Source organism: Kosmotoga sp. (assembly GCF_982836095.1).
Genome location: NZ_CEYIHJ010000199.1, coordinates 1 through 309, shown reverse-complemented (window position 1 = coordinate 309; position 309 = coordinate 1). Strand labels below are relative to the sequence as shown.

1 pseudogene is annotated in these 309 nt (G+C 49.5%); it reads right to left on the bottom strand.

What is annotated here, in order from left to right:
- Nucleotides 1–309, bottom strand: a pseudogene (locus tag AC3LHT_RS10040) (hypothetical protein); the annotation flags it as partial.

Genomic DNA, 309 nt, shown 5'->3' with positions numbered 1-309 from the left:
TAATGTCCGGGTTAGGGCAAGCGCAGCCTCTTTGAATCCGTATTGCTCACCGTTTACATCGGTAATTCGATAGTCCAGATCCGCGACGGTCATTCCTGAAGTTTTCGAAGCCTCATTGATCGCCTGCACAAGGCCTTCAGCACACAAAGGCTCTCCGGAATCCATGTGAGCTTCTTCTTTCCCGAAGCCGAGCCCGTTAATAATTATTTGCTCATCGGACTTTTGACTCGCTTGGCATAAAAGTACCGAAGCGCCGGCTTCACCGGGAATGAAACCGTCTGAATTGGTTCCCGTCAGGATTCTTTCTTT